The following is a 22,932-nucleotide window of genomic DNA, read 5'->3' on the forward strand; positions in this document are numbered from 1 at the left end:
AGGACAAGAATGACCAGGGCCACGCGACGCGCGATCCTCGCGGCCACCCTCGCCGCCCCGGCCCTGCGGGCCCGCGCCCAGGGCGGCCCGGCCGGGGACTGGCCCAACCGCCCGATCCGGCTCGTGATCCCCTGGCCGCCCGGCGGCGGGGCGGACACGGTGGGGCGGATCCTGGCGCCCCGCGTCTCCGCGATCCTCGGCCAGACCCTGGTGATCGAGAACCGCCCGGGCGCCGCCGGCTCCATCGGCGCCTCCTCCGCCGCGCGCTCGGCGCCGGATGGGTACACGGTGCTCTATGATTCGACGGGACAGGCCATCAACCCCTACCTGATGCAGCTTCCCTTCGACCTCTGGCGGGACCTGCGGCCGGTGGTGCAGACGGCGAGCGTCCCGAACCTTCTCGTCGTCACGCCCTCCATGCCCTATCGAACGGTGGCGGACGTGATCGCGGCGGCGAAGGCGCGGCCGGGCGGGCTGGACTTCGCCTCCTCCGGCAACGGGTCGGTGCAGCACATGGCGCTGGAGCTGTTCCGGCAGGCGGCGGGGATCCCGGTGAACCACGTGCCCTATCGCGGCGGTGGGCCCGCCCTGACGGACGTCATCTCCGGCCAGATCAACCACTTCTTCTCGAACGCCTCCTCCTCCACCGGCTTCGTGCGGGCGGGAACCATCCGGGCCATCGCGCACACCGGCACGGGGCGTCTGGCGGCCTTCCCGGACCTGCCCTCGGTCGGGGAGACCCTGCCGGGCTACGAGGCGACGGAGTGGAACGGGGTCTTTGTCCCGGCCGGCACGCCGGACGCGATCGTTGCCCGGCTGAACGCTGCCTACAACGACGCCATGGAAGCGCCGGAGATCGCGGAGCGGCTCGCCGGGCTGAACGTCGTGACCCGCCGCAACACGCCCGAGGAATTCGCGGCCTTCATCCGGGCAGAGCAGGCCCGCTGGTCGCGCGTGATCCGGGAAGGCCACATCCGGATCGAGTAGGGAGAGGGCCCCCTCCCCCGGACGACGGATGCCGGCCTAGGGCGTCAGCATCCCCGTCACCGCCCAGCGCTGGGCGGAGCGGGCCAGGGTTCCGTCCGACTTCACGCCCGCGAGGAAGCCGTTCACCTCCGCCAGCCAGGCCGCGTCCCCCCGCGGCACGGCGTAGGCGTAGAGCGTCTCGCCGAGGCTGCGCGGGGCGTCCATCACGCGCCAGGAATCATCGTCCCGCAGCCGGCGGGCATAGGGCGTGTCGGTGACGAAGACGTCCGCCCGGCCGGAGAGGATCTCCTGCTCCTGCGTCTGGGGGGCACGGACCACCGCGATCTCCGCGATGCGGAGGTGGTCGCGGATCAGCTCCTCCGCGATCGTTCCGGCGGCTACGGCGACCACCACCCCGTGCCGGTCCATGTCCGGCCAGGTGCGGACCCGGATGCTGCTGCGGCTGGTCACCGCCGCCATGGGGCCGGTGAGATAAGGCTTGGTGAAGGCCACCCGGGCGGCCCGCCCGGGGGTGATGCCGACGCCGCCCATGGCCACGTCGCAGCGCCCGCCCTCCAGCGCCGGCAGCATCGTCTCCGGCGTCGTCTCCACGAAGACGGGACGGACCCCCAGCCGGGCGGAAAAGGCCCGGGCCATGTCGGTGTCCAGCCCCTCCAGCTCCCCGTTCCGGGTGTTGCGCCAGGCGAGGGACATCAGGTCCGTGCTGGTGCAGACCAGCAGCTCCCCGCGAAGGCGCACCACCTCCAGCCGGCTCAGGACCGGCCGTTCCGCCGGCCGGGGCGGGGCCGCCGCGGGGCGGCCGGCCCCGGTCGCGGGCTGGGCCCGGGGGAGAGACGGGAGAACGGTCTCGAAAATTACCGCCGCGGCTGCAATAATGGCGAGAGTCGCGGGACGCATGGACGAACAACCCTCTCCTCTCCGCCGCGTCCTCGGTCTCGGGGCCGCCCAGCCGGCTGACCCGCGCCCGTGGCGTCTTTTCGCCGCGACGATCGTGGTGGTCGGCGTTTGCCTCGCGGCCGTGTATCTCATCCTTTTCGACCGGGGCCAACGCGAAGCCTCGGGAGAGGCGGAGCGGCTCGTCCTCGGCGTGACCGCCGCCATGGCGGACCAGCTGGCCCGCGCCATCCAGACCGTGGACTTCGTCCTGCTGGACATGGCCGAGCGCGCCGGGGAGTCGGACGCCGCCGCCTCGACCCGGGCACTCGCCGGGCGAATCCGGGACGTGCCGCAGCTCCGCGCCGTGCTGATGGTGGACGTGAACGGCCAGGTCTCCGCCTCCACGGTCGAGAGCCTGCGCGGCCTCTCGGTCGCGGACCGGGACTGGTTCCGGGTGCTGCGCCTGGGCGGGCCGTCCCTGCGGCTGGGCACGCCGGAGGCGGGGCGCTTCCTCGGCGGCTCGGCGGCGATGCAGGCGCGCGCCATCCAGGCGGCGGGCATCTGGTCCATCCCGCTGGCCCGCGGGCTGCGGACGCCGCGCGGCGACTTCTCGGGCGCCGCGGTCGCGCTGCTGAACCCCGACTACCTCATCTCCATCTCCCGCCGCCACGCCGAGGCCTTCGGCGTGACGGTCCGCATCCACTCCCTGTCGGGCCTGCTGCTGGCGCGCTCCGACGGGAGCATGGACGGCGTGGGCGAGGCGAACCCGACCGCCTGGCTGTTCCGGGACTTCCTGCCACGTCGGGAGAGCGGCACCTATTCCGGCCGGGACCAGGACGGGCAGGAGGTCTTCGCCGCCTTCTCCACGATCCGGCAGGGCACGCTGGTGATCGAGGCGGCGCGGCGGAAGTCGGCGGCCTTCGAGGGCGTGGAGCGGCTCGGCGCCCTGCTGATCGCCGGCGGCATCGCCATCGCCGGCATCATGATGTTCGCCCTCTGGCTCATGTCCCGCCAGGCCGCCGCGCTGAAGGAGCAGGGCGACGCCCTGGCCGAGAGCGAGCGCGAGGCCCGCGCCGCCACGCGCGCGAAGGAGGAGTTCCTCGCGGCGATGAGCCACGAGATCCGCACGCCGATGAACGGCGTGATCGGCATGACCGGCCTCTTGCTCGATACCCCGATGGACGGGCTCCAGCGCCGCTACGCCGAGACGATCCAGGGCTCGGCCGAGCACCTGCTGATGGTGCTGAACGACATCCTCGACTTCTCGAAGCTCGAGGCCGGGATGATCGACCAGGAGCGGATCACCTTCACCATCGAGAACGAGATCAGCACGATCGTCGAGCTCTTCGCCGCCCGCGCCGCGGCGAAGGGGGTGGAGCTGGTCGCCTCCCTGCCGCCGGAGCTGCCGCGGCAGGTGGTCGGCGATCCCGGGCGCTTCCGGCAGATCCTGTTCAACCTCGTCGGCAACGCGATCAAGTTCACGGAGAGCGGCTGGATCGAGGTCTCCGTCCAGGCGAGCCCCATCGAGTCCGGGGAGGATGAGGGGGCGCTGCGCCTGACCTGCTCCGTGGCGGACACCGGCATCGGCATCGAGCCCTCCAAGGTGCCGATGCTGTTCGAGCGCTTCACCCAGGCCGATGCCTCGATCAGCCGGAAGTACGGCGGCACCGGCCTCGGCCTCGCGATCTGCCGCAAGCTGGCGGAACAGATGGGCGGCGGGATCGAGGCGACGCCGCGGCGCGGCGGCGGCAGCGTCTTCCGCTTCTGGATCGTGGTGGACGAGGCCGCGCCGCGGGAGGAGCCGCCCGCCTCCCTCGCCGGCCGCCGCGTGCTGGTCGTGGACGACCTGCTGCTGAACCGGGAGATCATGGTGCGCCAGCTCGCCGCCGCCGGCGCCGCCGCCATGGCAGCGGATGGCGGGGAGCAGGCGCTGGCGGTGATGCGGCTGGCCGCGCAGCGCGGCACGCCCTTCCACGCGGTGATCCTGGACGCGAACATGCCGCGCCTGTCAGGCACGGAGGTGGCCGAGCGCATCCGGCACGAGGAGCCGCTGCTCGGCCGGCCCGCGATCGTCCTCTGCTCCTCCTCCGGCGCCGAGGTCCAGGGGGGGGCGGCGCCCGGGCTGGTGGATGCGATGCTGCTGAAGCCGGCGCTGCCCGGACGGCTGATGGAGGCGCTGCTGCACGCCCTGTCACCCGCCACGGCGCGCGCGCCCGCGCCGGCCGCGCCGGAATCGCCGCCCGTGCCGGAGGGGCCGGGGCTCCGCATCCTGCTGGTGGAGGACAACGCCACCAACCAGATCCTCATGCGCGCCCTGCTGGCGCGGATCGGCGCCGACGTCTCGGTGGCCAACAACGGGCAGGAGGCGGTGAACAACGCGCGCACCACGCCCTTCGACGTCATCCTGATGGACCTGCAGATGCCGGTCATGGACGGGCTGGAGGCGACGCGGGAGATCCGCCGCGCCGGCGCGAACCGCCGCACCCGCATCATCGGCCTGACCGCGGCGGTGGGCCCGCAGTTCGAGCGGCAGTGCCGCGACGCCGGGATGAACGACTATCTCTCGAAGCCCGTGCAGCGGGAGCAGCTGATGGGGGCGCTCGGCATCGGGCCGGGACGCGGCTACGGCGCGGCGCCGGCCGCGAGGGCGGAGAGCGCGGTCAGCGCCGCGCGCGCCTCCTGACCGACCTCGGTCAGCATCTGCTGCACCGGGGTCGCGTCGTCCGACCGCATCGCCTGCCGCGCCAGCGCCTCCAGCGACTTGGCGCCGATCGATCCGGCCGCGCCCGCGAGGCCGTGGGCGGCGCGGCGGTAATCCTCCGGCCGGCCGGCCCGCGCGGCCTCCACCATCTGGCGCACGAGCCGGGCGAGATCCTCCTCGAAGGTCTTCACGATCCCGATGAACACGTCGCGCGGCAGTTCCGCGGCCAGTTGCCCGGCCACCTCGGGATCAATTGCTGGGGTCATGGCATCCTCAGGCCGCAGGATACGTCGCAGAAGCTGCGGGATGGGTCAACGATCCGGCCAAGCTCCGGCTGCGCGCCGGCACGTTGACAGAGGCGTGTCGGGCGCCGCGGAATCGCGGCCTTTGCTGGTGGAGGTCCCCATGCGCGCCGCGTCGTTGATCGCCCTTCTTGTGCTCGCCGCCTGCGGCTCCGGGGAACGCGCCGGACGGGCCGTGGACCGGGCGGCGGACCGCACCGGCAGCGCCGTGGGGACCGCCGCGCGGGATACCGGCTCGGCGCTGGAGCGTGCGGGCAACTGGGTGGGCGACCGGGTGGACCCCAACACCCGGCGCTAGGGGAGATCGCCGGAGGGCGGCCCTGCCGGGGAAGGCGGGCCGGGCTCTCCGGGCCCTGCGCCGGCGCATCTCAGCCGCCCCCGACGGTCGCCAGCGGCACGCGGCGCAGGGCGAGGATGGCGGCGGTGCCGCAGGCCACCATGACGATCGCCGTGGCGATCCCGGCGCCGCCCTCCAGCGCGCCGGTCAGGACGGTCAGGAGCGCGCCGACGCCCATCTGCGTGGCGCCGAGCAGGCCGGAGGCGGTGCCGGCCCGTTCCGGCCGCACCGACACCGCGGCGGCCACCGCGTTGGGCATGCTGATGCCGTTGCCGAGCGCGATCACCGCCATCGGCAGGAAGAAGCCGAGCAGCGTGTGGGGCAGCAGGAGCTGGATGGCGAGCATCGCCACCGCCCCGACCACGCCGATGCGCAGCCCGGTCCACAGCATCCGCGCCGTGCCGAGCCGCGAGGAGTAGCGCCCGGCGATCCAGGAGCCGCAGGCGAAGGAGACGGAGATGCAGAGGAAGGCGGTGGCGTAATCGCGGGGCGTCTTGCCCATCGCTTCCGAGACGAGGGGCGCGCCGGACATGAAGGCGAAGAAGCAGCCGATGGAGGCCGCGTTCACCCCGGCGATCCAGCGGAAGGCGGAGAGCCGGAGAAGGGAGAGATAGGCCTCCAGCATGCCGCGCAGGCCGGGCAGCGGCTGGGGCTCCTTCAGCGTCTCGGGCAGGCGATGCCAGGTGGCGAGGATCACCGGCAGCCCGCCCAGCAGGCAGGCGATCATCGTGGCGCGCCAGCCGAAATGGTTCTCCAGCACCGCGCCGAGCATCGGGGCGACCATCGGCGCGATCGTCATGCCCATCACGACGTAGCCCATGCGGCTGGCCGCCTGCTCCCGCGGCCAGACATCGCGGATGATGGCGCGGCCGAGCACCATGCCGGTGCAGGCGCCGACCGCCTGTGCCACGCGGGCGAGGGTGAGCGTGACGATCCCCGCCGCCGCGGAGGCGAGGGCGGAGGCGACGACGAAGAGGCCGAGGCCCGCGAGCAGCACGGGCCGCCGCCCGAAGCGGTCCGACAGCGGGCCGTAGAGGAGCTGCCCGAGCGCGACGCCCGCGAGGTAGAGCGCGAGGGTGAGCTGCGCGACGCCGTAGGACACGCCGAGATCCCGCGCGATGAGCGGCAACGACGGGATCATGATCTGCATCGTGAAGGGCCCGATGCCCGTCATCGCCACCAACAGCCAGAGGGCCGGCACGCGGTGCGGCGGCGCCTCCGCGGGGCTCGGGCTCAGGTCGGGCGGCGGGTCGTGCGCCAGGTCGCGCGGACTCATTCTGGGTTCCGGAGGTTCGGTCGGGAGGCTAGGCGCCATGGCCCCGGCGGGCCACCCGGGGCGCGTCACGTTGGCGCGCGCCGCCCGCTGGGGCAGCCTGGGGCGATGGACATGACGACCTTGCAGGCCCTGCTGCGCGAGCGCTTTGGCGCCGGAGCGCCCGTCCCGCCGGAGGAGGCGGGCGGATCGGAGACGTTGGCGCGGATGGCCGCGCACCGGTCCTGCCGAGCCTTCCGCGACGCGCCCGTCGCACCGGCGCTGCTGGACCTCGTGCTGTCAGCCGGCTTCTCGGCGCCGAGCAAGAGCGACCTGCAGCAGCGGGACGTGGTGGTGGTGCGCGATCCCGCGCTGCGCCGGGCCGTGGAGGCGCTGGCGCCCGCCGCGGACTGGCTGCCGCAGGCGCCCGTGCTGCTGGTGGTGTGCGGCAACAACCGGCGGCAGCGGCGGTTGCACGGGATGCGCGGGCATCCCTTCGCGAATGACCACCTGGACGCCTTCTTCAACGCGGCGACGGACGCGGCCGTGCTGCTCGGCTGGCTGGTGGTGGCCGCGGAGGCGGTGGGGCTGGGCTGCTGCCCGCTGAGCGTGCTGCGGAACGAGGCGGGGGCCGTATCGGATCTGCTGGGGCTGCCGGAGCACGTCTTCCCCTATGCCGGGCTGGCGATGGGCTGGCCGGCGGGGCCGGGCGTCATGAGCCCGCGCCTGCCGCTGGGGGCGACGGTGCATGTGGACCGCTTCGACGATTCGGCGCTGCCGGAGCACGTGGCGGAGGCGGATGTGCGGCGGATCGCGCAGAAGCCCTTCGCGAAGCAGCGCGCCGCGGCCCGGTTCGGAACCGCTGAGCCCTATGGCTGGTCCGAGGATGTGACGCGGCAATACGCGCGCCCGGAGCGCGCGGGGTTTGGCGCCTATGTCCGGGGACGCGGGTTCCGGCTGGAGTAGCTCACCAGCGCAGGGCGCGCAGCGCGGCCAGCGGCGCCACGCCCTCGGCCAGGGCGCGGGCCGCGAGCGTCTCGGAATCCGCCGTGCCCAGCCCTTCCTCGGCCGCGAGGCCGCCGAGGGCCCAGATGGCGTCCAGCCCGGCCGCCTGGGCGCCGGCGAGATCGGTGTGCGGGCTGTCGCCGATCGCGACCACCGCATCCTTCGGCAGGGCGAGCGGCTCCAGCGCGTGCGGGTAGGTGGCGGGATCGGGCTTGCCGACCTCCAGCGTGCGGCCGCCCATCTCGGCGTACCGCTCGGACAGCGCGCCGGCGCAGAGGAGGAGGCGGCCGCCGGAGACGACGCGGCGGTCGGGGTTCACGCAGATCATCGGCAGGTCGCGGGCGCGGCAGGCGTCCAGCTCGGGCTGGTAGCGGGTGAGGTCGAGGCGGCCGCGCTCCGGATCGGGGCCGGTGTTCAGGACCCAGTCGGCCTCCTCGGGCGATGTCACGACGGTGAAGCCGAGGTCGGCCACGGAGAGGTCGCCATGGATGCCGATCGCGTGCACGCGCGGGCCGAGCGCGGCGACGTAGGGACGGGTGCGGTCGCGCAGCAGGCGCCAGGTGATCTCGCCGCTGCTCATCGCCGTGACGTAGTGCGCGCGGTCCACGCCGAGGCGGGTGAGCTGAGCCTCCACCACGCTGGAACGGCGCGGGGCGTTGGTCAGGAAGACGATGCGCGCCCCGGCGCCGTGCAGCCGTGCCAGCGCATCCGCCACGCCAGGAAAGAGGGCGTGGCCGTCATGCACCACGCCCCAGATGTCGAGGATGAAGCCGCGGTAGCGCCGCGCGAGTTCCGCGACGCCGTCGAGGATGCGCATCAGGCGTCCACTCCCACGGCGTCGGCGACGCGTTTCACGCCGTCGCGGCGCAGCAGCGCTGCGAGGTCGCGCTTCAGGCGCGGGACGAGGGCGGGGCCCTCATAGGCGAAGGCGGCGTAGAGCTGCACGAGGGAGGCGCCGGCCCGGATCTTCGCGTAGGCGTCCTCCGCGCTGCTCACGCCGCCGCAGCCGACCAGCGTCAGCCGGCCGCGCGAGAGGCGGTGGACGCGGCGCAGGAGTTCCGTGGATGCGCGGAAGAGCGGCGGGCCGGACAGGCCGCCGGCCTGCCCGCGGTGCGCGGAGCGCAGCGTGTCCGGGCGCGCGATGGTGGTGTTGGAGACGATCAGGCCGGCGATGTCGCGTCCGGCGCAGGTCTCGACGAGGGATTCCACGGCGTCCTCGGCCAGGTCGGGGGCGATCTTCACCAGGATGGGCGGGCGCCGCGGCAGGGCGGCGCGGGCGGCGATGGTGGCGTCCAGGATGGCGGCCAGCCGCGCCTCGCCCTGCAGGTCCCGCAGCCCCGGCGTGTTGGGGGAGGAGACGTTCACGGCGACGTAGTCCGCGTGGGGTGCGACGCCCTCGTACAAGGCGGGGTAGTCGCGCTCGGGCTCCGCGCCCTCCTTGTTGATGCCGATATTGGCGCCGAGGATCGCGGGCAACGGGCGCGGCAGGGCGGCGAGGCGGGCGGCGAAGGCCTCCAGCCCGCGGTTGTTCATCCCCATGCGGTTGATGACCGCGCGGTCCTCCTCCAGCCGGAAGAGTCTCGGGCGGTCGCTGCCCACCTGCGGGCGGGGCGTGGTGGTGCCCGCCTCCACCGCGCCGAAGCCGAGGCGCATCAGGGGCAGGACGGCCGCCGCGTTCTTGTCGAAGCCGGCCGCAAGGCCGAGCGGGTTGCGCGCGGACAGGCCGAGAAAGGTGGTCGCGAGGATCGGGTCGTCGGGCGCCGTGTCGGCACCGGCGAGGCCCCAGTCCAGCGCGCGCAGGGCGAGGTTGTGGGCGGTCTCCGGGTCCAGGGCCCGGGTCAGGGGCATGAGGGCGGAGGCGAGGGCGGGGCGCATCGGAACGGGGTTTGCCGCAGCGCGGCAGGGGGCGCCAGGGGCCCTGCCCGGGCGGGATGCCCCGCGTTGACGGGGGGCGCCGCGGGCGGCACAGGGCGCGGGTGGGGAACGGGGGCATACGGGGTTGCGCGGACCGCTGCTGATGCTGGCCGCGCTGGGGCTGTTCGCGGTGCTGGACGCGAACTCCAAGCTGCTGTCGGGCGGGTATCACGTCAGCCAGGTGCTGGTGATGCGCTACGCCGTGCTGCTGGGGCTGCTGGGGGCGTCGCGGCTGGCGGTGCGGAATGCCGGGGGCGGGATGCGCACGCGCCGGCCGGGGATGCAGCTGCTGCGGGCGCTGTGCATGGTCGGATCGGGGGCCGGATTCTTCCTGGCGCTGCGGACCCTTCCCCTGGCGGAGGGCTACCTCGTCTACTTCACCGCGCCCTTCATCCTGCTGGCGCTGTTCCGGCTGGTCCTGCGGGAGGGCGTGCCGGCGCGGGCCTGGGCCTGGTGCGGCGTGGGGTTCTGCGGCGTGCTGATCGCGCTCTGGCCGGGACTCTCGGCGGGCGGGTCCTGGGGGGCCTATGCCTGGGCGCTGCTGGGGACCTTCTGCCACGCGGCCGTGCTGGTGCTGAACCGCGTGCTGCGGGACGAGCCGGGGCTGGCGCGACTGATCCTCTGGACCTCCCTGCCCGCCCTGCTCGTGCTGGCGCCCTGGGCGGCGCTCGAATGGGCCACGCCCTCCTGGGGCGACCTCGCGGCGTTGAGTGCGAACGGGGTGCTGGCGGGCGCGGCGACGATCGCGCTGGCCGCCGCCTTCCGCCACGCGAGCGCGGCGACGCTCGCCCCCCTGGAATTCTCGGCGCTCCTCTTCGCGGTGGTGATGGACGTGGTGGTCTGGGGCATCTGGCCAGGCGCCTGGACCTGGGTGGGGGCGGCGGTGGTCGCCTTCGCCGGGCTGATGGCGCAGCGGCGCGGGGCGCATTGACCACCCCTCCCCGGCCGCCGCTAGGCTCGGGGCACGGGCCGGCGAAGGGCCCTGGAATCCGGGAGAGAATCATGTCCAAGCCGTGGATCGCGGGGCTCGCGGCCCTGCTGGCCGCCGCGTCCCTGCCCGCCCTGGCGCAGACCACCGGGTCCCTGGACGGGCCGGTCTCCATCGCCCGTCAGGGCTCCTTCTTCGTCGGCGGGCGGAGCGTCCGGTCCGACACGCTGTCCACCCTGCCGGCCTATGGGCCGAACGGGACCATTGCGGTGGACCAGATGTACGTGCGCTACCAGGTGCCGGCCGAGGCCGGGTCCCGGCCGCCGCTGGTGCTGATCCACGGCTGCTGCCTGACCGGCAAGACCTGGGAGACGACGCCGGACGGGCGGATGGGCTGGGACGAGGTCTTCGTCCGGCGCGGCTTCCCGACCTATGTCGTGGACCAGGCGTGGCGCGGGCGGTCGGCCGGGAATCCCACCACGATGAACGCGGTGCGGATGGGACGTACGGGGGTGGACGGGCTGCCGACCGTCTTCCACGCCTCGCAGGAGGATGCCTGGGCGATCTTCCGCTTCGGGCGGCAGCACCCCGAGGTCTTCCCGGGGATGCAGTTCCCGCTGGAGGCGCAGGCGGAGTTCTGGCGGCAGATGGTGCCGGACTGGAACTTCTCCACGCCGTCCCCCAATCCGACCGTGGTCGCGATGGGAGAGCTGTCGCGGCAGTTGAACGGCGCGGTGCTGATCAGCCACTCGCAGTCCGGGATCTATCCCTTCCAGACGGCGGCGATGAACCGGGCGGGGATTGCCGGGATCGTCTCGATCGAGCCCGGGGCCTGTCCGGCGGCGGATTCCGACATGACGCCTTATCGCGACATGCCGATCCTCATCCTGTGGGGCGACTACGTCCAGGAATCGCCGCGCTGGGCGCCGCGGCTGCAGATGTGCCGCGACTTCACGCGCGCGGCGAACGCGGCCGGCGGGCGCGTGGAGCACGTCGTGCTGCCGGAGATCGGCATTCGCGGGAACTCCCACATGCTGATGCAGGACCGGAACTCAATCGAGCTGGCGGACTGGCTCGTCGGCTGGATCGGGCGGAACGTGGGGGAGCGGCGGTAACCGGGGCGATGCTGCGGGTTCTCGGCCGGGCCAGCTCGATCAACGTGCGCAAGGTGCTGTGGACCTGCGCGGAGATCGGGCTGGATCATGAGCGGGAGGATTGGGGGAGCGGCTTCGCCTCCACCCGCTCCCCCGAATTCCTGGCGCTGAACCCGAACGCGATGGTGCCGGTGATCGTGGACGAGGCGGGGAGCCTCTGGGAGTCGAACACGATCTGCCGCTACCTCGCGGCGAAGCACGGGCGGACGGACCTGCTGCCCGACACGCCGCGCGGGCGCGCGCTGGTGGAGCGGTGGATGGACTGGCAGGCCACCGAGCTGAACACCGCCTGGCGCTGCGCCTTCACCGCGCTGGTGCGGCGTGACCCCGCCCTCCAGGATCCGGCCGCCATCGCGGCCGGGGTCGCCGGGTGGAATGCGGTCATCGGCATCCTGGAGCGGCAATTGGCCGCGACCGGCGCCTTCGTCCTGGGGGACGGGTTCACCCTCGCCGACGTGGTGCTGGGCCTGTCGGTGAACCGCTGGCTCATGACGCCGATGGAGCGGCCGGATTATCCGGCCGTGCACGCGTATTACGCGCGGCTCGGCGGGCGGAGCGGGTTCCGGGAGCACGGGTGCAACGGCATCCCGTGACGGCGATGGATCAGGGAACCCAGTCCGGGAAGCGGTGCAGGCCGTCGCGGCCCAGCGGCACGCGGATGGCGCCGCGCACCGCCGACACCGGCAGCGGCGCGTAGAGATGCGGGAAGAGGCCGGGCCGCTTGCCGCCGGCCGCGGGTTCCCAGCGCAGGTGGCGGCGCAGCGCGGCGGCGTCCGCGCTGACCAGCCAGAGGTCGGGCACGCCCGCGCGGTGCTTCGCCGCGGTGGCGCGAAGCTGGGCGGCGGCGGAGAAGTGCAGGAAGCCGTCGCGCCGGTCGTCGGCGCTGCCGTGATAGGCGCCGGCCTCCTGCGCGGCGCGCCAGTCGGCGTCGCGCATCAAGGTGTGGATCAGGGGCTCGGGTCCGGTCGTCATCCTGCCTCCCAGCGCGCGTCTTGCCGGCCCATCGCATGCCCGCGCGTTCCGGACCACCCGTCCCCGGCGCGGTGCTGGCGGAACCGCCCCCACGGTCCCTATATTCCGGGCCATGGAGGCCCCGATGAGCAGGACCGGGAACAAGTCAGCGACGCCGAGGACGGTCCGGGCCACCCCGGGCGCGGCCGATCGGCGTGCCGGCGCGCCGCCCGAGTCCCTCTCCTCCGCACGCGCCGGGGCAAACCTGCGGGTCCTGGTGGACCGGCTGGAACGTCGCTCGGTCGAGGCGGTGCAGCGGGCCGACCAGCTCCTGAGGAACCTCGGCTAGGCACGCCGCGGTGAGCGGCACGATCGGCAACCTCCTCAAGCTCGTCCGCTCCGTCGACCGGGCCTTCGAGGTCCAGGAGAAGCACGGCGCCGCCATCCAGAAGCTGACGGACGGGATCGCCGCGCTGGAGAAGCGCGTCACGGCGCTGGAGATGCGGGAGGAGGTGGTGATCGCGCGCTGCGAGGGCGCCGCCGCGGCCTCGGCCACCTCGGCGGCGGCCGTCGCGATGGCGGACCTCGCGCGCCGGCTCGGCGCGATGGAGGAGCGCGGGCGCCTGGGGCGGGATGCCCCGGTGCAGCGCCTGTCTGGCCCTGCGGAGGATTGATCCGGGTCTGACCTGATGGCCCTGGGGAAGGCGTTGCCTTCCCCAGGGCCTATCCAGCAGGGGGGCAGGCATGCCCCCTGCACCCGCGTCGCATAAGGGAGATCGCGGGGTCCGGGGGGCACGCCTGCCCCCGGCGGAGGGTTCGGGAGGCAGAGCCTCCCGCCGCCCTGGAGACAGGTCAGAACCGAAGGCTGACCGGGATCCGCTCAGGCCGCAGCGACCAGGGTCGGCGTCGCGCCCCGCGCCGGCGGCGCGGCGGGGTCGGGCCGGTAGAAGACCAGGCCGCCGCATTCCGCCGTGGGGTAGTGGGCGACGGCCCAGGACGGCAGCGCCTCCTCGCCGTGCCAGTGGGTGGCGCCGCCGGTCGGGTCCGGCAGGACGCCGGCCAGGGCGCGGGTGGCGATGCGGCGGCAGATCGCCATCGCCAAGTCCGTCTCGGGCGGCGCGACCAGCCGGAGATGGGCGGGGTGGCGCGGGTTCCGGCTGGGGAAGAGGAAGGGCGTGCGGCAGGCAGCCGCGACCTCCCGCGCGGTCACCTCCGGCAGGCGGGCATGGCCGCCGGGGGCGAAGGGGGCGGTGCCGGGGACACGCGGCGGGCGGGGCGGCAGGTGCGCCCGGGCGCGGTTGAGGATGAGGGCGGCCAGGGCCTCGATCGCGCGGACCGGGCGCGTGCCGGCCTCGGCGAAGAGGGTGCGGGCGAGGAGTTCCGCACCCGTCAGGCCGGCGGGGGTGGCGGTCACGGGGATGGTCGGGGTCATTCGCGCTCCTCGGTCAGGACCCGCACCTGGGCGGCGGTGGAATGGGCGGCGCGCGTCGCCTCGTCGAGCTTCTGCTCGATGCGGACGAGATGGGCGGTCAGGCGGCCGTCCACGTCGCGGATGAGGGAGAGGGGCACGTAGGTCCGGGCCACCTCCAGCTTGAAGGCGGCCAGGTCCTCCCGCGTGCGCTCGATCGCGGTCAGGGCGGGCGCCGGGTGCGGCGGCGAGGGGGCGGGCCCGTCGGGCGAGGCCTCGCGCTCCGGCTGCTGGGCGATACTGCGGCGGAGGCTGTGGAGCATCCAGGCGAGGATCACCATCAGCGGGGTCTCCACCGCGGCCGCGATCCACTGGGGTTCGGGGGGTAGGGAAAGCATGGGTCCCTCTCTGGCTGGAGCGTGACCGCCCGAGGCGGAACACCGGGGGCGTGAGGCGGAGGATCGAAGGGAGTTCCGGGCCGGGATCGGCGAGCGGCCGGTTCCGGCCGGGGGGCCGAGGCTTGAAGGCGGGGGGCGGCACCCCCACGCTGCGGGACATGACCGAGTTGACGCCCCGTGCGACGTGGAACGAGCCCTATCTAGAGACCTGCTGCCGGGCGGCGCTGCACCGGCTGTTCCTGGTCGGGCTGGAGGGCGGGACGCGGCCATCCGGCGTGCCGGACGAGGCCTGCCTGCGGCGGCTCTGCGGGATGGGGCTGGCGGAGGAGCCGTCGCCCGGGCGGTTCCGGGCGACGGCGGCGGGGCTGGAGCGGCACGGGAGCGAGGTTCTGAAGCGGCCGGCGGCCTGAGGGCTACGCCCCCCGCCAGCCGGCGCCGCGCGGCGCCGGGGTCACCCCGGGCATCCGGACGGGCTCGGCCAGGAGGCATCCGGCCACGGCGTCCAGGGCGTCGTCCCGGGCGCCGGGATCGCCGGGCTTCCACTCCGCCATCTCCTGCGGGAAGCGGGTGCGGAACACCGCCTCATGCGCGTGCAGGCGGCGCGCGGCCAGGGCGGGGTCCAGGGCGCCGAGGATGCGCTCCGTCTTGGCGCGGTGGCTGTTGTGCTCCACCACGGTGCAGGGCACGCCGGCGCGGGCGAGTTCCCGCCGCAGCAGGGCGGGCAGGAATTTTCCGAGCCCGTTCGTCTCCACCCGGATGACGGGCAGCAGCAGGTCGCGGGCGATGGCCGCGACCTTGCGGCATTGCTGCGTCGCCGGGTCCGGGTCGCCGTCCGGGTCCTGCGTCACATAGGCCAGGCGGTGCAGGTAGTGGTTCCCCTCCCCGTCCGCGTAGGTGGCGGCGAGGACGCTGGAATCGCCGATCCCCGGGCGGCCATAGGCCGGGTCCCAGAAGCCGCCGCCGGAGACGAGGCGGCGGCCCAGCAGGGAGAGGGTCGGGCGTCCATTCGCCTCGCGATAGTCGGGTTCCTCCCGGTAACGGATGATAAGGGCGGGATCGAGCCGCGCGGCCGCGCTGTCCGCACAGTCGAGCATCATCTGCCGCCGGAAGTTCAGCGGGCCGACGCGGTCGCGCACGGCGTCGATGCCCTCGCGCGGGAAACGCTCGGGCCAGGCGCTGCGGCCGGCGGCATCCAGCAGCGGGACGCGCAGGCGCCGATAACCCTTGAGCCAGGCATCGTCGGCGTCCGGCGGGGCGTAGAGGCTGTCCGCACAGTGCGGCGTGCCGACGTAGAGGATGGTGCCGTCCGGCGTCAGGACGAACTCGCACTCGGAAAGACGCTCGCGCAGCTCCTCCCGCTTCGCCCTCGTGTCGCAGTTGCCGGCGACCTCCACGTCGTCGCAGATGATGAGCTCCGCGCGCGTGCCGGTGACGTTGCCGCCGATGCCCTGGGCGAGCATCGACGGCTCCCGGATCGCGCCGGCGCGCCGCACGGTGAAGCGGTCCGCGGCCCAGGCCTCGTCGCCACCCAGGAGATGACGGCAGAGAGGATGGCGGCCGATGATCCGGCGCACCGTCGCCACCATCCGCGCGGCGAGCGTGTGGTCGGCCGCCAGCACCAGGATGCGCAGTTCCGGCTGCACAGCCAGCCGCCAGGCGCACCAGAGGCCGACGAGCGTGGACTTGCCGCAGCCGCGGAAGGCGAGGAGCAGCAGGCGCCGGTCATCTGCCGCGCAACGCCCCATCAGCCAGCGCGCGATGCGGCGATGGACGCCCGGGGTGCCCACCCCCATCCGAAGGTTCCAGGCGTAGAGAAACTCCATGAAGTCGTGCGGCGCCGGATGGGGCGTCGCCTCAGTGGGGTTCGCCATCCTCGTCGTTGTCCTCGTTCTCCGCCCACTCCTTCAGCGCGCGCGTGACGCGGTCCTCGCGCTCGGCATCCTCGATGGAGCGGCGCGCCTCGGCGATGAGGGCGGTCGCCTCGGCGGCGGTGTCGGCGCTGGCGGCGCTGCGGGTGAGCTTCATCAGGTGTTCGAGATGCGTGAGCGCCGTGCGGGCGGCGGTGTGGTGGGTGGAGAAGGCCTTCGCGTCCTCGTGCCCGCCGGGGCCAGGGCCTGCGGAGAGGAAGCCGCGATAGTCGGCGACGATGCGGCGAACGGCGTCCTCCAGCTCCTCGGGCGTCAGGGGGGATGTTCCCATCAGGACTTCACCGCCCGCACCCGCACGGTCCCGGCGTTGAGGTCCAGCGCGGCGGCGGAGCGGTTCCAGGCCGTGACGCTGACCACGTCCTGCGCCCCCACCTGGGCCAGGAAGACGGCGCCGGAGGTGGAGAGGGAGAAGGCCGCCTGCACGAAGTCGCCGGCACGCACACCCGCCAGCGGGACGTTCAGCTGGGCGGAGCCGCCCGCCGCGATGGAGGGCGGGTCCCAGGCGGCCTCCGCCTTCAGTTCCCGAACCCCGTGCGGCAGCTCCGGCGTGCCGTAGAGGACGGCGGGGCTGTAAGCCGGATCGCAGGAGAGGCGGAGGCTGCGGACCTCATAGTCATGGTCCACCCGCGCCACGCCGATGATCGCCGTCTGCACCAGGGGCGAGAGGCGGATCACCTGCAGGCGCGTCAGGCCGTCGTCGTTGCTGTCGGCATTGCCCTGCCACCAGCGTGGCCCGGCGACGTAGGTCAGCGACATGCCGGACGCCCTTACCAGTTCGCCATCCGCCGAGGTGAGCAGCGCGTTGCCCGCGCCGAAGCACTGGACGATCAGGCGCGGGCTGTCGGCATCGACCGCGAGGGCGAACTCCTTGCAGGTCCGCGTATCCACCACGAAGCCGAGGCCGCGGCCGCCGGGCAGGGTGACCCCGCGATCGGTCAGGACGTAGCTGTCCAGCGCCGGGAGGGCGAATTGCGGGAGGGTCGTCGGCGTGCCAGAGACGTTGGTCGAGAGGCAGGCGAGCTTCTCGAAGCCGGTCTCCGTCGCGTTCCAGCGGATCGCGGCGGCGCGCAGGTTCGGCACCTCCGCAAGGGACCGCGTGGCCTCTCGGTGCGCGGCCGCCTGGTGAAGGCAGCGGACGACGCTGCCGACGCGGGTCGCGCTGGGCGCGTAGTCGATGCCGATCCCGTAACCCTGGCTCGCCCATGCCACCTCATAGACGTGGTCCTGCGCGCCGGCGTTGTGGTGGGCGACGTAGGGGTCGCAGCCCTCCATCCGGATGTTGCGGGCGATGACCGAGCGGGAGTTCACCGTGCAGAGGAAGGGGATGCCGAGGATCGCCGGCCGGTCGCGCGCCTGCAGCTCGAAGGTCGGTCCGTCGAAGACGTGGCGGTTGTGCGCGACATAGGCGCCGGGCTCGGCCGAGAGGCGGATTCCCCAGCGGTCCTGGTCCGGGTAGAGCGCCGAGGCGATGGCGAAGTGGCCGCCATAGTAGCGGACCGAGGTGTTCCACGCCGCCGCCGTGGCGGTGCGGATGTCCAGCCCGATCCGGTTGTTCACGAAGCGGCCGAGGTAGATCGTGCTGTCCTCGAAGCCGCGCTCCACACCGAGCGTTCGCAGCCCGATGGTGAAGCCCTCGATCTGTCGCACCTCGATCACGGAAGCGTCGAGGTTACGGGCGACGACGCCGATGTCGCCCTCGTCGAGCCAGGTCGCGGTCGTCGCGCGCAGGACCCGCAGCCCTTCGTAGATCTTCGCGGCGTTGCGGACGGCTCCGCCATCGCCGAGCGTCAGCGCGGTGTGGCCGGCCGGGCCGGCGTAGAGGATCGAGCCCCGCATGGTCAGGCCGGCCGCGGCGCCTGGCAGGGTCAGCGGGAGCGTGCTGCGGTGCGCGCCCTCCCCGATCTCCAGGTGCTTGCCGGCCGCGGCGGCGGCGTTCATCGCGGCCTGGAGCGCGGGGCCGTCATCCGTCACGCCGTCGCCCAACGCGCCGAAATCGCGGGCCGAGAGGCGCTCGGACAGCTTGTCCTCCACGGTGCGCGGCACGGCGCCGGGGAAGGCGGCAGAGAGGGTCGCTTCCCCGCGAGAGAAGGTCGCGACGTTGCCGTTGCTGTCGAAGCCGAGCAGCCGGTTGGCGCGGGCCGGGCGCAGGGGCAGCGTCAGGTTGCCGCCGACCTCCCCGGCGTCCTGGCGCAGGGTGGCGGTCAGGTCCTCCCGCAACTCCTGCAGCGCGGCCATCTGGCGGTCGAGCTCGTCGTTCAGGGTGTTGGCGCGCAGCACGCCATTCGGCTGGAAGTCGCTGACGCGCTCCATCCGCAGGCGACGACGGATGACCAGGCGAGCGCCCGCCGCAGGCGGCGCGGCCATGACGACCAGCCCGCCTTCCGAGCTGCCGGCACCGAGCACGGCATAGCCCGCGGGTGTCAAAAGGCCGTCGATCCGCAACTCCAGGTCCTCGGGCTCGAAGACCGGGAAGGGATAGGTGAAGGCGGTCTGCACGCCGTCCGCCACGTAGTGCACGCGCGGCGCGACGTCGCCGATGCGGATGTGCTCGGCCATCAGGGGTCTCCGGTTCTGGCGCGCCCCGGGGCGCGACGTCTGGCGCCCGGCTGGGGCAGGTCTGTGCGGCCCGTGCGGGCGGGGGATGGGCGCCGGCGCGCCGCGTCAGCTCAGCAGGCTCTTGAGCGCCGTCGCGGTGCTCTGCCCCGCGCGCGCCCAGGCCTGCAGCGTGCTGGCGTAGGTCGGATCGGCGACGAGCAGGGAACGGCGCCCATTCGCCATGCGCGCGGCGTAGACCGCGTCATCCTCGTTCTGCGCAACTGCCGAGGCCGTGCGCAGGCCCTCGGTCAGCGCCGCGGCGGAACCGGTGTTCGGGTTGATGCCCGATGCGCCCAGCCGCGCGCGAGCGGAGGCGACGCTGCGGGCGAGCGCGCGCTGCCGCTGCGCATTGTCCGCCGCCGCCTGGGCCGCCAGGACCTGCTGCTGCTGCTCCTGCGCGGCCTGTTGGTTCTCCACCCGGATCTGGGCATTCTCCTGCTGAACGCGCGCAGCCTTCTTCTGCGCGTTCCTCTGCTCGTTCGCGGCGTAGAGGGAGACGCCGGTCGCGGCGATGGTGGCGATGGGGGCAAGGGCGGCCATCAGTCGGTGATCCTCGTCTCGGTGGTCACGGAGAGCAGGGTGAAGGGCAGCGGCGCGTCGGATTCGATCCGCCAGAGCGGCACGATGCCGTTCCGCCATCCCAGGCCGCGCAACGTCACGTCGCCGGTGAAGGCCGGCGGCGCGGCGTCGAGCATCGGCGTGTCGAGCCGGCGGAAGGGCACGGGCTGGGCGCCGCGGCCGAGATCCACGGTCAGCGCGCCTGCCCCGAGCAAGCGGAAGGTGGCGGACACGAGCCGCACCGGGCCGGTCCGCGCCCCGCCCGATCCCGCGGTCTCGGGCGGCAGCGGCTCCACCACATGGGTGAAGGCCAGGCCCGCCTGCAGCGTCGTGGCGTAGGGATCGAGCGTCACCGTGCCCTGCGACACGGGGGTTGTGCCGCGTGACGCGCCGTCGGCCAGGATGGCGACGGTCTGCCCCTCGAGGTGAGACAGCCCGCCCCAGGTGTAGGCGCCCGCCGGCGTGGCGAGGGAGACGCCGCCATCCACCGCCATCGCGTCGTCGAAGCGCTCCAGCCGGTGCGTGCCGGCGCGCTCCACCAGCGCGTAGACGGTGCCCTCCACCTCCGCGATGCCGCGGAAGGCGCCCGCGGTCTCCTGCCGCGTCCAGCCCGTCACGCCCTCCCCGCGATAGAGGGTGAGGGTGGAGAGCCCGCCATCCGCCATCGCCAGGTGCAGCAACCGCCGTGTGGCGTCATAGGCCATGGAGACCGGCGATTGGACGAGGTGCCGCGCCGCGAGGGCGAGGTCCGCCGCCTGATAGGCGCCCTGCACCTCGGTGTAGGAGAACTCGTGCACCGCACGGCCCGATCGGGCGGCGAAGATCGTCGTCCCGTCCACGTCCACCGGCGGCACCATCCGCTCCGTGATGGAGCCGACGCGGGTCTGCCGCGCCACCTGGATGGAGGCGGGCGTGAGCGGATCGCCCGTCACCATCCACTCCGCTCCGGAGGTGAATACCTGAAGATGGCGCCCCGGAAACACCGCGCGGATCGCGTTCACCCCATCCGCCGCGAGGGCGAAGGAGATTGCCTGATCGTCCAGCCCCTCGCCCAGGTCGAAGTTCAGCCGGTCGCCGGTGCGGGAGAACCAGATCTGGTTCGGCAGGGCGCGCGACCCGCCGAAGACGAGCCGGTTCTGGTGGAAGCAGGCGCTGACGGGCCAGCCATAGGCGTCGCTGAAGATCGACTCGTCCCAGTTCGCGGCGCCGCCCGTCGTGGTCAGCTCCTCCTCCACCTGCACGATGAGGGAAGCGGCGTTGATGAAGTTTGTGACGAGGACCTGACAGCCCTCGACGCGCAGCCGCGACCCGACATGGCCCGGCCGGAACACCGCGTCGGATGCATTGAGCGTGACCGCGCCGCTGGTGCCGTTGGTGCTGACGATCACCCCGGCGGGCGCGTAGCGGATGAAGGGCTCCCGCAGGAAGGCGAAGGGCGTGACGGACCAGCCGGCGGCGAAGGTGAAGGTGACGTATTGCGGCCGCATGTCCGGGTGCAGGACGATCATCTGATGCGCGTCCTGCGTCCAGGCGAGCTGCGGCAGCATCGCCCCGGTCCAGGGCGCCGGCAGCTCCACCACCATGTCGTCACCGCGGAAAACGCGCAGCGCGCGGTCGCGGAACACCAGCAGATGTGTCAGGTCCGTCGAGATCTCGAAGGGTGCCAGCCGTGCCGGCCCCGGCAGCGACTGGAGATGCCGCAGCCCGGGACGACGCTGCACGCCGCCCGTGGGCTGGATGAACACGTTGCGGAGACGCGCGGCGCCGTTGCCCCAGGCCGCGATGTCACCGCGGCCCAGAAGCTCCGGCGCCAGTTCCCCCGCCGTGAAGGCGGTCTTGGCGCGCTTGACGGAGGGCATGGCTCAACTCCGCGCAGCGATCAGGGGGAAGTCGGAGAGGGCCTGCGCCGTCTGCTGCTGGCTGTCCGTCAGCCGCGCGGCGCGCAGCTCCGACTCCGCCAGGCGGTGCAGCATCTCGGCGCGCGACGTGTTCTCCGTCAGCGGGAGGCAGAACTCCGCCGCCAGCCGCGCGACGAGGGCCGCGGCGAAGAAGGGCGGGAACTCCGCTTCCGCGGGACGGAAGAGGTAGGTGAGCGTTACCTGCACGGGATCGGCGTGCAGCCGTCCCTCCCGGATGCGGAAGCGCACGCCGCGCGTGCTGCCGACGCTGCCCGCAGAGACCGCGCGCAGCATGTTCGCGGGAAGCTGGAAGGCGTGCGCGTGGTCCGCGACCGGCGTCTCGGCCAGGCGGTTCAGCGGCATCTGCGCGGTGGCGAAGGACCAGGGATGGAGAGAGAGGATCGCGTCCCGCGTGGCGGGATAGAGATTGGCCGCGACCTCCGCCTCCGCCGTCCCCTCCTCCAGCGAGGCGATCGGCTGCGCGCCGACCTTCAGCAGGGCGCGCGAGCAGAGGATGGGGACGGACAGCGCCATCGGGTCGGTGCTCCTGTTGCGCGAAGGGCGCGGGGCGGTCGGAAGGGGGTGCGCGGGGGTCGGCGGGGACGCGGCCGCGAAGCGCCGCGGTCGCGACAGGCGGCGGTCCGGCACACCGGACCCCCGCGCCGCGCGCCGCCTCGGGGGGAGCGGCGCGCGTGGTCTCGTCGGGGGCCGGGAGACATCCCCCGGCCCCATCTTCGTTGTGGAGTTGCAGACCGACCGGATCGGGCGGCTATTCGGCGGCGCGCATCCGGACGATGCCGGTGTCGTCGATCATCACGGCACCCTGGCTCATCATGTTGTTGACGAAGTGGGCCGCGCGGTCGCCGTGCCAGGTGATGTCGGTCGCCACCTCCTGCGCGGCGGCGTGGCCGATCGCCGTCTTGTGGTAGAAGTAGCAGAAGCGAAGGCTGCCGGTCTTCGTCAGGCCGGAATGCGGGATCCAGGTCGCGCCCAACCAGCGCTTCGCCTGCGTCCCCTTCCAGGGCAGCTCGTCGTCCCCGATGTACTGCGCGCTCGCGAACTCCTCAATCGCCAGCAGGTTGCTCCACTGCTTCCAGCCGACGATGGCGAAGCGCTGGCCGTCATCCGGCACGTCCGCGGCGCCGAGCTTCTCGAAGGCCAGCAGCACCTTCGCGCGCGTCAGCCCGTCCGTGTCGGTGGTGCCGGACGCGGTTCCGACCGCCTCCTGCGTGGCGGTGTCCAGCGCGGCGATGATCAGCTCGTCCGTCTTGCGGCCCAGCGCGTAGGCACCGGCATTCGCCACCACCGCGCGCTCGTCGATGTTGGACTTCACCTCGTCCAGCCGGTCCACCCACTCGCCGGCGTAGTAGTCCTGCAGGAAGCACTCGGCGTTGGTGTAGTCGAGGTTCATCACGGGCACGACGCCGTTGCGCGGCTTCGCCGCCGCTGTCCCCTTCCCGACCCGCGGGAAGACGGTGGAAGCGCCGTGCACGCCGGTCTTGGAGCGCACGGTCGGGCGCAGCTTGCTGCCCTGGCGCTGAAAGGCCTCGTGCACCTCGGCCTGGAACTGCTTCACGAAAGCCTGGTCGATCGTGGCGGACACGCGGGTCCTCCTTCGGAATGGGGGCGGGGTGCGGCGGGACCGGTTGGCACGGCGACGGGAGAGCCGCCGCGGCCGGATGCGGCCGCGGAAACGCCAAGCGCCCGCGCCGCCGTGATCCGGAGGATCGGGCGGGGCGG

The 22,932-nt window shown here is 73.5% G+C and carries 25 protein-coding genes; 10 read left to right on the forward strand and 15 right to left on the reverse strand.

Annotation, left to right across the window (positions count from 1 at the left end):
- Nucleotides 1-9 precede the first annotated feature (9 nt).
- The gene (locus ACP6CK_RS12285; protein WP_426959243.1) at nucleotides 10-987 is read left to right on the forward strand and encodes a tripartite tricarboxylate transporter substrate binding protein; all 978 of its coding nucleotides are present in this window, start codon (nucleotides 10-12) and stop codon (nucleotides 985-987) included.
- Between the two features lie 36 nt (nucleotides 988-1,023).
- Here the strand turns inward: ACP6CK_RS12285 and ACP6CK_RS12290 are convergent, their stop codons facing one another.
- Nucleotides 1,024-1,728, reverse strand: a complete 705-nt coding sequence (locus ACP6CK_RS12290) for a substrate-binding periplasmic protein (RefSeq protein WP_426959244.1) — start codon at nucleotides 1,726-1,728, stop codon at nucleotides 1,024-1,026.
- 154 nt (nucleotides 1,729-1,882) lie between these two features.
- Between ACP6CK_RS12290 and ACP6CK_RS12295 the strand changes: the two genes are divergently transcribed.
- Complete coding sequence (locus tag ACP6CK_RS12295; RefSeq protein WP_426959245.1) at nucleotides 1,883-4,546, forward strand: response regulator; 2,664 nt, start codon at nucleotides 1,883-1,885, stop codon at nucleotides 4,544-4,546.
- Here the strand turns inward: ACP6CK_RS12295 and ACP6CK_RS12300 are convergent.
- Nucleotides 4,486-4,830 carry an Hpt domain-containing protein gene (locus ACP6CK_RS12300; protein WP_426959247.1) on the reverse strand — a complete coding sequence of 115 codons (345 nt, stop codon included), beginning with the start codon at nucleotides 4,828-4,830 and terminating at the stop codon, nucleotides 4,486-4,488. The two genes, ACP6CK_RS12295 and ACP6CK_RS12300, sit on opposite strands and share 61 nt — an antisense overlap.
- Before the next feature lie 139 nt (nucleotides 4,831-4,969).
- Here ACP6CK_RS12300 and ACP6CK_RS12305 point away from each other — a divergent pair, with 139 nt between their 5' ends.
- Nucleotides 4,970-5,164, forward strand: coding sequence for a hypothetical protein (locus tag ACP6CK_RS12305; RefSeq protein ID WP_426959249.1), 195 nt, complete (start codon nucleotides 4,970-4,972; stop codon nucleotides 5,162-5,164).
- 70 nt (nucleotides 5,165-5,234) lie between these two features.
- Here the strand turns inward: ACP6CK_RS12305 and ACP6CK_RS12310 are convergent, their stop codons facing one another.
- Nucleotides 5,235-6,479 carry a multidrug effflux MFS transporter gene (locus ACP6CK_RS12310; protein ID WP_426959251.1) on the reverse strand — a complete coding sequence of 415 codons (1,245 nt, stop codon included), beginning with the start codon at nucleotides 6,477-6,479 and terminating at the stop codon, nucleotides 5,235-5,237.
- 111 nt (nucleotides 6,480-6,590) lie between these two features.
- On the opposite strand from ACP6CK_RS12310, the gene ACP6CK_RS12315 reads away from it, so the two are divergent.
- A complete protein-coding gene (locus ACP6CK_RS12315) occupies nucleotides 6,591-7,421 on the forward strand; it encodes a nitroreductase family protein (RefSeq protein WP_426959252.1) in 831 nt (276 codons plus the stop codon).
- 1 nt (nucleotide 7,422) lies between these two features.
- Here ACP6CK_RS12315 and ACP6CK_RS12320 read toward each other — a convergent pair whose 3' ends face one another.
- Nucleotides 7,423-8,277: a TIGR01459 family HAD-type hydrolase gene (locus ACP6CK_RS12320; RefSeq protein WP_426959253.1), complete on the reverse strand. Its 855-nt coding sequence runs from the start codon at nucleotides 8,275-8,277 to the stop codon at nucleotides 7,423-7,425.
- Nucleotides 8,277-9,335, reverse strand: coding sequence for a quinone-dependent dihydroorotate dehydrogenase (locus ACP6CK_RS12325; RefSeq protein WP_426959254.1), 1,059 nt, complete (start codon nucleotides 9,333-9,335; stop codon nucleotides 8,277-8,279). Before ACP6CK_RS12325 ends, ACP6CK_RS12320 begins: the two co-directional genes overlap by 1 nt.
- A 124-nt stretch (nucleotides 9,336-9,459) precedes the next feature.
- Between ACP6CK_RS12325 and ACP6CK_RS12330 the strand changes: the two genes are divergently transcribed.
- The 3 genes from ACP6CK_RS12330 to ACP6CK_RS12340 all read left to right on the forward strand — a co-directional run bounded on the left by ACP6CK_RS12330 (nucleotide 9,460) and on the right by ACP6CK_RS12340 (nucleotide 12,049).
- Nucleotides 9,460-10,305, forward strand: a complete 846-nt coding sequence (locus ACP6CK_RS12330) for a DMT family transporter (RefSeq protein ID WP_426959256.1) — start codon at nucleotides 9,460-9,462, stop codon at nucleotides 10,303-10,305.
- A 71-nt stretch (nucleotides 10,306-10,376) separates the two neighbouring features.
- Nucleotides 10,377-11,417, forward strand: a complete 1,041-nt coding sequence (locus ACP6CK_RS12335; RefSeq protein ID WP_426959257.1) for a hypothetical protein — start codon at nucleotides 10,377-10,379, stop codon at nucleotides 11,415-11,417.
- 8 nt (nucleotides 11,418-11,425) lie between these two features.
- Nucleotides 11,426-12,049 carry a glutathione S-transferase family protein gene (locus ACP6CK_RS12340; protein WP_426959258.1) on the forward strand — a complete coding sequence of 208 codons (624 nt, stop codon included), beginning with the start codon at nucleotides 11,426-11,428 and terminating at the stop codon, nucleotides 12,047-12,049.
- A 10-nt stretch (nucleotides 12,050-12,059) separates the two neighbouring features.
- Here ACP6CK_RS12340 and ACP6CK_RS12345 read toward each other — a convergent pair whose 3' ends face one another.
- Nucleotides 12,060-12,428 (reverse strand): DUF952 domain-containing protein, encoded by a 369-nt coding sequence (locus ACP6CK_RS12345; RefSeq protein ID WP_426959260.1) that lies wholly within the window; start codon nucleotides 12,426-12,428, stop codon nucleotides 12,060-12,062.
- A gap of 124 nt (nucleotides 12,429-12,552) precedes the next feature.
- Between ACP6CK_RS12345 and ACP6CK_RS12350 the strand changes: the two genes are divergently transcribed.
- Entirely contained in the window at nucleotides 12,553-12,756 is a 204-nt protein-coding gene (locus ACP6CK_RS12350) for a hypothetical protein (protein ID WP_426959261.1), read from the forward strand.
- 10 nt (nucleotides 12,757-12,766) lie between these two features.
- A complete protein-coding gene (locus ACP6CK_RS12355; protein ID WP_426959262.1) occupies nucleotides 12,767-13,081 on the forward strand; it encodes a hypothetical protein in 315 nt (104 codons plus the stop codon).
- Nucleotides 13,082-13,287: 206 nt separating this feature from the next.
- On the opposite strand, the gene ACP6CK_RS12360 is transcribed toward ACP6CK_RS12355, so the two are convergent.
- Together ACP6CK_RS12360 and ACP6CK_RS12365 are read right to left on the reverse strand one after the other, a co-directional pair.
- Entirely contained in the window at nucleotides 13,288-13,839 is a 552-nt protein-coding gene (locus tag ACP6CK_RS12360; RefSeq protein WP_426959264.1) for a cell wall hydrolase, read from the reverse strand.
- The gene (locus ACP6CK_RS12365) at nucleotides 13,836-14,213 is read right to left on the reverse strand and encodes a hypothetical protein (protein WP_426959265.1); all 378 of its coding nucleotides are present in this window, start codon (nucleotides 14,211-14,213) and stop codon (nucleotides 13,836-13,838) included. Before ACP6CK_RS12365 ends, ACP6CK_RS12360 begins: the two co-directional genes overlap by 4 nt.
- A 158-nt stretch (nucleotides 14,214-14,371) precedes the next feature.
- Here ACP6CK_RS12365 and ACP6CK_RS12370 point away from each other — a divergent pair, with 158 nt between their 5' ends.
- Nucleotides 14,372-14,623, forward strand: a complete 252-nt coding sequence (locus ACP6CK_RS12370) for a hypothetical protein (RefSeq protein WP_426959907.1) — start codon at nucleotides 14,372-14,374, stop codon at nucleotides 14,621-14,623.
- A 3-nt stretch (nucleotides 14,624-14,626) separates the two neighbouring features.
- Here the strand turns inward: ACP6CK_RS12370 and terL are convergent, their stop codons facing one another.
- From terL to ACP6CK_RS12405, 7 genes are all read right to left on the reverse strand, one after another.
- Complete coding sequence (gene terL, locus ACP6CK_RS12375; RefSeq protein ID WP_426959266.1) at nucleotides 14,627-16,084, reverse strand: phage terminase large subunit; 1,458 nt, start codon at nucleotides 16,082-16,084, stop codon at nucleotides 14,627-14,629.
- Nucleotides 16,068-16,412, reverse strand: coding sequence for a hypothetical protein (locus ACP6CK_RS12380; protein ID WP_426959267.1), 345 nt, complete (start codon nucleotides 16,410-16,412; stop codon nucleotides 16,068-16,070). The genes terL and ACP6CK_RS12380 overlap by 17 nt, the downstream gene beginning before the upstream one ends.
- Nucleotides 16,412-18,697 (reverse strand): phage tail fiber protein, encoded by a 2,286-nt coding sequence (locus ACP6CK_RS12385; protein WP_426959268.1) that lies wholly within the window; start codon nucleotides 18,695-18,697, stop codon nucleotides 16,412-16,414. Before ACP6CK_RS12385 ends, ACP6CK_RS12380 begins: the two co-directional genes overlap by 1 nt.
- 105 nt (nucleotides 18,698-18,802) lie before the next feature.
- Nucleotides 18,803-19,276: a hypothetical protein gene (locus ACP6CK_RS12390; protein WP_426959270.1), complete on the reverse strand. Its 474-nt coding sequence runs from the start codon at nucleotides 19,274-19,276 to the stop codon at nucleotides 18,803-18,805.
- Nucleotides 19,276-21,153, reverse strand: a complete 1,878-nt coding sequence (locus ACP6CK_RS12395; protein ID WP_426959271.1) for a hypothetical protein — start codon at nucleotides 21,151-21,153, stop codon at nucleotides 19,276-19,278. The genes ACP6CK_RS12390 and ACP6CK_RS12395 overlap by 1 nt, the downstream gene beginning before the upstream one ends.
- A 3-nt stretch (nucleotides 21,154-21,156) precedes the next feature.
- Entirely contained in the window at nucleotides 21,157-21,726 is a 570-nt protein-coding gene (locus ACP6CK_RS12400) for a hypothetical protein (RefSeq protein ID WP_426959273.1), read from the reverse strand.
- A 235-nt stretch (nucleotides 21,727-21,961) separates the two neighbouring features.
- Nucleotides 21,962-22,795 (reverse strand): phage capsid protein, encoded by an 834-nt coding sequence (locus ACP6CK_RS12405; RefSeq protein WP_426959274.1) that lies wholly within the window; start codon nucleotides 22,793-22,795, stop codon nucleotides 21,962-21,964.
- Nucleotides 22,796-22,932: the final 137 nt, after the last annotated feature.

Source organism: Muricoccus radiodurans, assembly GCF_050154705.1.
Classification (GTDB): Bacteria; Pseudomonadota; Alphaproteobacteria; order Acetobacterales; family Acetobacteraceae; genus Roseomonas; species Roseomonas radiodurans.

Excerpts from the sequence above, each read along its gene's own strand:
- ACP6CK_RS12285 (WP_426959243.1), top strand. The coding sequence starts at position 10 with ATGACCAGGGCCACGCGACGCGCGATCCTCGCGGCCACCCTCGCCGCC.
- ACP6CK_RS12295 (WP_426959245.1), top strand. The coding sequence starts at position 1,883 with ATGGACGAACAACCCTCTCCTCTCCGCCGCGTCCTCGGTCTCGGGGCC.
- ACP6CK_RS12300 (WP_426959247.1), bottom strand. The coding sequence starts at position 4,830 with ATGACCCCAGCAATTGATCCCGAGGTGGCCGGGCAACTGGCCGCGGAA.
- ACP6CK_RS12305 (WP_426959249.1), top strand. The coding sequence starts at position 4,970 with ATGCGCGCCGCGTCGTTGATCGCCCTTCTTGTGCTCGCCGCCTGCGGC.
- ACP6CK_RS12310 (WP_426959251.1), bottom strand. The coding sequence starts at position 6,479 with ATGAGTCCGCGCGACCTGGCGCACGACCCGCCGCCCGACCTGAGCCCG.
- ACP6CK_RS12315 (WP_426959252.1), top strand. The coding sequence starts at position 6,591 with ATGACGACCTTGCAGGCCCTGCTGCGCGAGCGCTTTGGCGCCGGAGCG.
- ACP6CK_RS12320 (WP_426959253.1), bottom strand. The coding sequence starts at position 8,277 with ATGCGCATCCTCGACGGCGTCGCGGAACTCGCGCGGCGCTACCGCGGC.
- ACP6CK_RS12325 (WP_426959254.1), bottom strand. The coding sequence starts at position 9,335 with ATGCGCCCCGCCCTCGCCTCCGCCCTCATGCCCCTGACCCGGGCCCTG.
- ACP6CK_RS12335 (WP_426959257.1), top strand. The coding sequence starts at position 10,377 with ATGTCCAAGCCGTGGATCGCGGGGCTCGCGGCCCTGCTGGCCGCCGCG.
- ACP6CK_RS12340 (WP_426959258.1), top strand. The coding sequence starts at position 11,426 with ATGCTGCGGGTTCTCGGCCGGGCCAGCTCGATCAACGTGCGCAAGGTG.
- ACP6CK_RS12345 (WP_426959260.1), bottom strand. The coding sequence starts at position 12,428 with ATGACGACCGGACCCGAGCCCCTGATCCACACCTTGATGCGCGACGCC.
- ACP6CK_RS12350 (WP_426959261.1), top strand. The coding sequence starts at position 12,553 with ATGAGCAGGACCGGGAACAAGTCAGCGACGCCGAGGACGGTCCGGGCC.
- ACP6CK_RS12360 (WP_426959264.1), bottom strand. The coding sequence starts at position 13,839 with ATGACCCCGACCATCCCCGTGACCGCCACCCCCGCCGGCCTGACGGGT.
- ACP6CK_RS12365 (WP_426959265.1), bottom strand. The coding sequence starts at position 14,213 with ATGCTTTCCCTACCCCCCGAACCCCAGTGGATCGCGGCCGCGGTGGAG.
- ACP6CK_RS12370 (WP_426959907.1), top strand. The coding sequence starts at position 14,372 with ATGACCGAGTTGACGCCCCGTGCGACGTGGAACGAGCCCTATCTAGAG.
- terL (WP_426959266.1), bottom strand. The coding sequence starts at position 16,084 with ATGGCGAACCCCACTGAGGCGACGCCCCATCCGGCGCCGCACGACTTC.
- ACP6CK_RS12380 (WP_426959267.1), bottom strand. The coding sequence starts at position 16,412 with ATGGGAACATCCCCCCTGACGCCCGAGGAGCTGGAGGACGCCGTTCGC.
- ACP6CK_RS12385 (WP_426959268.1), bottom strand. The coding sequence starts at position 18,697 with ATGGCCGAGCACATCCGCATCGGCGACGTCGCGCCGCGCGTGCACTAC.
- ACP6CK_RS12390 (WP_426959270.1), bottom strand. The coding sequence starts at position 19,276 with ATGGCCGCCCTTGCCCCCATCGCCACCATCGCCGCGACCGGCGTCTCC.
- ACP6CK_RS12395 (WP_426959271.1), bottom strand. The coding sequence starts at position 21,153 with ATGCCCTCCGTCAAGCGCGCCAAGACCGCCTTCACGGCGGGGGAACTG.
- ACP6CK_RS12400 (WP_426959273.1), bottom strand. The coding sequence starts at position 21,726 with ATGGCGCTGTCCGTCCCCATCCTCTGCTCGCGCGCCCTGCTGAAGGTC.